This is a genomic window from Streptomyces sp. (genome assembly GCF_031178505.1).
GTDB lineage: Bacteria > Actinomycetota > Actinomycetes > Streptomycetales > Streptomycetaceae > Streptomyces > Streptomyces gulbargensis.
This window is the reverse complement of sequence record NZ_JAPSIW010000483.1, coordinates 1-5537: the sequence shown is the minus strand read 5'-3', so window position 1 is coordinate 5537 and position 5537 is coordinate 1. Positions and strand designations below refer to the sequence as shown.

Annotated in this window: 7 protein-coding genes and 1 pseudogene; 3 read left to right on the top strand and 5 right to left on the bottom strand. The window is 73.4% G+C overall.

Annotated elements, in window-relative coordinates; all coding sequences use genetic code 11:
- Positions 1-10 precede the first annotated feature (10 nt).
- Positions 11-661: a biliverdin-producing heme oxygenase gene (locus RIF68_RS25870; RefSeq protein WP_309053707.1), complete on the bottom strand. Its 651-nt coding sequence runs from the start codon at positions 659-661 to the stop codon at positions 11-13.
- A 114-nt stretch (positions 662-775) separates the two neighbouring features.
- Positions 776-1633, bottom strand: coding sequence for a type I methionyl aminopeptidase (map, locus tag RIF68_RS25865; protein ID WP_309053706.1), 858 nt, complete (start codon positions 1631-1633; stop codon positions 776-778).
- 61 nt (positions 1634-1694) lie between these two features.
- Here map and RIF68_RS25860 point away from each other — a divergent pair, with 61 nt between their 5' ends.
- Positions 1695-1925, top strand: coding sequence for a hypothetical protein (locus RIF68_RS25860; protein ID WP_309053705.1), 231 nt, complete (start codon positions 1695-1697; stop codon positions 1923-1925).
- A 158-nt stretch (positions 1926-2083) separates the two neighbouring features.
- Here RIF68_RS25860 and RIF68_RS25855 read toward each other — a convergent pair whose 3' ends face one another.
- Both RIF68_RS25855 and RIF68_RS25850 read right to left on the bottom strand, forming a co-directional pair.
- Positions 2084-3421: an MFS transporter gene (locus tag RIF68_RS25855; RefSeq protein WP_309053704.1), complete on the bottom strand. Its 1338-nt coding sequence runs from the start codon at positions 3419-3421 to the stop codon at positions 2084-2086.
- 75 nt (positions 3422-3496) lie between these two features.
- Entirely contained in the window at positions 3497-4099 is a 603-nt protein-coding gene (locus RIF68_RS25850) for a hypothetical protein (RefSeq protein ID WP_309053703.1), read from the bottom strand.
- Between the two features lie 106 nt (positions 4100-4205).
- On the opposite strand from RIF68_RS25850, the gene npdG reads away from it, so the two are divergent.
- Together npdG and RIF68_RS25840 are read left to right on the top strand one after the other, a co-directional pair.
- Positions 4206-4976 carry an NADPH-dependent F420 reductase gene (gene npdG / locus RIF68_RS25845; RefSeq protein ID WP_309053702.1) on the top strand — a complete coding sequence of 257 codons (771 nt, stop codon included), beginning with the start codon at positions 4206-4208 and terminating at the stop codon, positions 4974-4976.
- A 46-nt stretch (positions 4977-5022) separates the two neighbouring features.
- The gene (locus RIF68_RS25840) at positions 5023-5253 is read left to right on the top strand and encodes a hypothetical protein (protein ID WP_309053701.1); all 231 of its coding nucleotides are present in this window, start codon (positions 5023-5025) and stop codon (positions 5251-5253) included.
- Positions 5254-5270: 17 nt separating this feature from the next.
- On the opposite strand, the pseudogene RIF68_RS25835 reads toward RIF68_RS25840, so the two are convergent.
- Positions 5271-5537, bottom strand: a pseudogene (locus RIF68_RS25835) (site-2 protease family protein); the annotation flags it as partial.

Here is a 5537-nt window from a genome sequence, read left to right as displayed (position 1 = left end):
CCCCGCCGCTTCACGCGCTGAGCGGGAACTCGGCCCCCAGCTCGCGGAAGACGGCCGTGTTGAAGGCGAAGGCGCGCCGGCACTCGTCCACGATCCGCTGCTTCTCCAGGTCGTCGGCGTCCACCCCGTCGAGCAGCTCCCGGTAGGCCCGCTTGAACGCGGCCGGGTTGCCGATCTCCTCGAAGACGTAGAACCGCACGCCGTCGCCCTTGCGGGCGAAGCCCCAGGTCCGCTCGGCCTTGTCGCGGATGATCTGACCGCCCGACAGGTCGCCGAGGTAACGCGTGTAGTGGTGGGCCACATAACCACCCGGCCAGTCGCGTGCGCACGCGGCGACCCGCTCGGCGTACGCGGCGGTGGCCGGCAGCGCGGAGGCGCGGGAGCGCCAGCCGGGGCCCCGCAGATGGGTGAGGTCCCGCTCCAGGGCGGCCGTACGGAACAGCTCCGGCCGCACGAACGGCCCGGCGACCGGGTCCTCGCGCAGCGCCTCCGCGCCCTCCTCCAGGGCGCGGTAGACGAACCAGAGCTGCTCCGTGTAGCGCGCGTAGGCGTCCACGCCCAGGCGCCCGCCCATGAGGTCGGTCATGAAGGACGACGTCTCCGCCTCCGTGTGCTGCTCGTGCGACGCCGTGCGGATGAGCGTGGAGAAAGGCGTGTCCAAGGCGGGCCTCCGGGACCGATGGGACGGGAACCGATGACGATCCTGCCTACTTAGGGCATACCTAAGTCAATGGTTCCCGACGTCCTGTCGGTAAGACGCTACCCGCTCGCGGGCTCAGGGCAACGTGAGAATTTCGGCCCCGTTCTCGGTCACCACGAGGGTGTGCTCGAACTGCGCCGTCCGCTTCCGGTCCTTGGTCACCACGGTCCAGCCGTCCTCCCACATGTCGTACTCGTGGGTGCCGAGGGTCAGCATCGGCTCGATCGTGAAGGTCATGCCCGGCTTGATGACCGTGGTGTGGTGCGGGGAGTCGTAGTGCGGCACGATCAGGCCGGAGTGGAAGGACGAGTTGATGCCGTGCCCGGTGAAGTCCCGCACGACGCCGTAGCCGAAGCGCTTGGCGTACGACTCGATGACCCGGCCGATGATGTTGATCTGGCGGCCCGGCTTGACGGCCTTGATGGCGCGGTTCAGGGACTCCCGGGTCCGCTCCACCAGCAGCCGCGACTCCTCGTCCACGTCGCCGCAGAGGTAGGTGGCGTTGTTGTCGCCGTGCACGCCGTGGATGTAGGCGGTGACGTCCAGGTTCACGATGTCGCCGTCCCGCAGCACCGTGGAGTCCGGGATGCCGTGGCAGATGACCTCGTTGACCGACGCGCACAGCGACTTCGGGAAGCCGCGGTAGCCCAGCGTCGACGGGTAGGCGCCGTGGTCGCACATGAACTCGTGCGCGACCCGGTCGAGCTCGTCGGTGGTGACGCCCGGGGCGATGTGCTTGGCGGCCTCCTCCATCGCCTGCGCGGCGATGCGGCCGGCGATCCGCATCCGCTCGATGGTGTCGGAATCCTGCACCTCGGGCCCCGTGTACGGGGCCGGGGCGGGCTTCCCCACGTACTCGGGGCGGCGGATGGAGCCGGGGACGGAGCGGTGGGGGGAGAGCTCCCCCGGTACGAGAAGCGACTGGCCAGACATGCCAGCGAGTCTAACGACCACGGGTGGGGCAGCATGGTCTCGGAGGAAGGAGCCCCCGACGATGGCCCTGTTCAAGAAGCGCACCGCCGGAAAGCCGGGCGAATGGTTCTACTGCCTGGAGCACAAGAAGGTCGAGGAAGGCCCCGAGTGCCCGGCGAAGAACCGTTTCGGCCCGTATCCGAGCCGGGAGGAGGCCACCCACGCCCTGGAGACCGCCCGCGAGCGGAACCTGGAGTGGGAGACGGACCCCCGCTGGCACGACACCGCCGCGAAGGACGAGAACCCGGACTAGGGCCGCCTTCAGGACGGCCCGGGGCCTCCTCCTCGCCGGCGCCGGCGAGGAGGAGGCCCCGGCCACGACGCGCGCCGCCCGGGCCGGGTGCGTCTCCCGGCGGAAGGACATGGAGTACGTCCTCGGCGACCCGGCCGGCCGGTGAGGGACGCGAGGGCTCAGCCGGCTTCGGTGGTCCCCGACCCGGCCGTGTCCCGGCCCGGAGGCACCGCGCCCGTCCGCGCGGCGGCCTCCCGCTGGGCGGCCCTGCGGGCGAGCGAGTCCTCGTCCGTCTCGGAGTCGTACGTGAGGAGCTTCGGCAGCGCCAGGCAGAGCAGGCCCACGGAGGCCACACAGGCCAGGCCGCCCGACCAGACCGCCGGCCGGGTGCCGGTCCAGCCGGCCATCGCGCCCGCCCGGACCTGGCCCAGCTGCGGGCCCACGCTGTAGGAGAGCACCTCGATGCCCGCCAGCCGGCCGCGCAGCTCCTCCGGGACGGTCTGGTTCCAGATGGTCGAGCGGCCCAGACCGCTCAGCATGTCGCCGGCGCCCGCGCACGCCAGGCAGAGCAGCACCAGCCAGATGTTCCCGAACCAGCCGGCCGCCGCGATCGCCGCGCCCCAGGCCGCCGCGCCGAAGACCACCAGCAGGCCGTGGCGCCGTACCCGCGACGTCCAGCCGCTGGTCAGACCCAGGACCAGCGAGCCCACCGAGCCCGCCGCGTACATCAGGCCCAGCGCCCAGTCCGCGTCCAGCTCGTCCGCGAGGAACGGGAAGATCGTGTTCGGGAAGGCGAAGAACATCGCGGCCAGGTCCACCGCGTACGTCCCGAGCAGCACCGGCCGCGACCAGGCGTAGCGTGCCCCCTCGGCGATGCCCCGCAGCGAGGGCTTGTCGGCGTCGTGCGCGGGCGGCGCGGGCGACAGCCGGCGGCAGAGCAGCACCGAGAGCGCGAAACCGGCCGCCGTCAGGGCGTAGGCGGGGGCGTGACCCGCGTACGCCACCACCAGACCCGCGATCGCCGGCCCCGCGACGGCGCCCAACTGCCACCGCAGCGAGTTCAGCGCCGCCGCCGCCGTCTGGTGCTCGTGCGGCACGATCCGGGCGAGCAGCGAGTCCAGGGCGGGCCGCTGGAGCCCGGCCAGCGCCGAGACCCCGGCCGCCACCACGTACAGCGGCCACAGCATCGGCTCCGGCAGGAGGGCGTTCAGGAACAGCAGCAGGGCCAGCAGACCGAGCCCCGCCTCTGTCCCGAGGATCACCTTCCGCCGGTCGACCGCGTCGGCGAGCGCCCCGCCGTACAGGCCGAACACCACCAGCGGCACCAGCTCGACCGCGCCCATCGCGCCGACCGCGAGCGGCGAGCCCGTCAGCTCCTTGATCTGCAGCGGCAGCGCGATCATCGCCGTGGCGCTGCTGAAGTAGGTGACGAGCCCCTGGACCCACAGCAGCCGGAAGTCGCGCGAGGCGCGCCACGGCGCCAGGTCGGGCAGCACGGCGGAGAGCTTGGAGAACACGAGGGGACATGCTCCGTCCGCCCCGCGCCGCCCGGCAACCGAATTACCCGGTACGCCCCGCTGCCCGGGGCCGGCTCACCAGCGGGGCGGGGGAGGGGCCGTCAGCCGGTCCGCGAGCCGGGCCAGCCGGTCGGCGAACCGGCGACGGCCGCGCGGCGACGGCAGGCTGTTCTCCCCTGCCGCCGCGCTCACCAGGTGCTGCACGGTGTCCAGGTCCACCTCCGCGCCCTCCGCGACGGTGAGCTCCTCGTGCGCGAGCCCCCGCACCTCCGCGTCCCCGCCGTCCAGGGCCAGCACCGTCGCCCCCGCCCGGCGGGCGTCGTGCACGCGCTGGAGCAGCCCGCCGTCCGGCCGATCCGGCGCCACCAGGAGCACCGTCGACCCCCGCCCGGCCGCCGCGAGCCGGCCGAGACCGACCGCCAGATGCGCCGGATCGCCCGGCCGCACCCGGTGCCGCACCAGCGTCGGGGCCAGCTCCGGCAGCCCCGACCAGGCCGACTCGTCCACCAGGTGCGCGGCCAGGTGCCAGGGCTCGTACTCCTCCGTGCCCACCAGCAGCAGCCCGCCCCGGTGCGGTACGACCGAGGCACGCAGGGCGCCGGCGAACCGGCGGGCGGCCCGCGGCCACTCCGTCCCGGCGAGCACCTCCCGCAGCAACGCGACCCGAACGGCATCCATGGGGCCGCATCCTGCACCAGGCGGCGCCCGCGCGTGGCCCGTTGCCGGTGGATCCACCCGTACGGGCAAGGCCCGGCCCACCCGACCGGTCGGTAATGTCGGGGCCATGACTTCCACGACGGAACCCCTGGACCCCTCGGCCTCCCCGGCACCCCTGACCGCCGCCCCCGTGGCCCCCCCGGCGGCCACCGAGCCCCGGAAGGCCCCCAAGGACCCCTGGGACCTTCCCGACGTCTCCGGCCTCGTCGTCGGCGTCCTCGGCGGCACCGGCGAACAGGGCCGCGGCCTCGCCTACCGGTTCGCCAAGGCCGGCCAGAAGGTCGTCCTCGGCTCCCGCGCCGCGGAGCGCGCCCGGGAGGTGGCGGCCGGGATCGGCCTCGGCGTCGAGGGCGCCGACAACGCCGAGTGCGCCCGCCGCAGCGACGTCGTCATCGTCGCCGTGCCCTGGGACGGGCACGCCAGGACCCTGGAGTCCCTCCGCGGGGAACTCACCGGCAAGCTCGTCGTCGACTGCGTCAACCCGCTCGGCTTCGACAAGAAGGGCGCCTACGCCCTCAAGCCCGAGGAGGGCTCCGCCGCCGAGCAGGCCGCGGCCCTGCTCCCGGACTCCCGGGTGACCGCGGCCTTCCACCACCTCTCCGCCGTCCTCCTCCAGGACAGCACCGTCGAGGAGATCGACACCGACGTGATGGTCCTCGGCGAGGAGCGCGCCGACGTGGAGATCGTCCAGGCCCTCGCCGGGCGCGTCCCCGGCATGCGCGGCGTCTTCGCCGGCCGCCTGCGCAACGCCCACCAGGTGGAGTCCCTGGTCGCCAACCTGATCTCCGTCAACCGCCGCTACAAGGCGCACGCGGGCCTGCGGATCACCGACGTCTGAGCCGGGACCGCCCCCGGACGGAGGCCGAGTCCGGACGCTTCGGGGCATGGGGGACACTGGACGGGCACCACCAGCCGTACGCACCGGTACCCGACAGGAGCCGACCCCCATGCCCCGCCTCGCTCTCTACGCCCTCGTCGTCTGCGCCCTGGCCGTCGCAGCGGCCGTGGTCTCCTTCGTCCAGGGCAGCTTCCTCGGCATCGTGTGGGTGCTCCTCGCGGGCCTCTCCTCCAACATGGCCTGGTACTACATCCGCCGCGCGAAGGCCGGGGCGTAGCGCCGGGGCCCACGGGGTCAGACCTCGCAGAACTCCGGGGCGTCCGTCCAGAAGCGGAACAGCTGCGAGCCGCAGTACCGGGTCAGCTCCGGCACCCCGAGGCCCCGCATCAGCGCGTCGATCGCGTCGAAGAAGGCCGCGTTGACCGCCGGGACGAACAGCAGGGCGATCACCACGAAGAAGCCGTACGGCGCGTACGGCTCGACCTGCCGCCGCACCTTGTACGACAGCCAGGGCTCCAGCACCCCGTAGCCGTCGAGCCCCGGAACCGGCAGCAGGTTCAG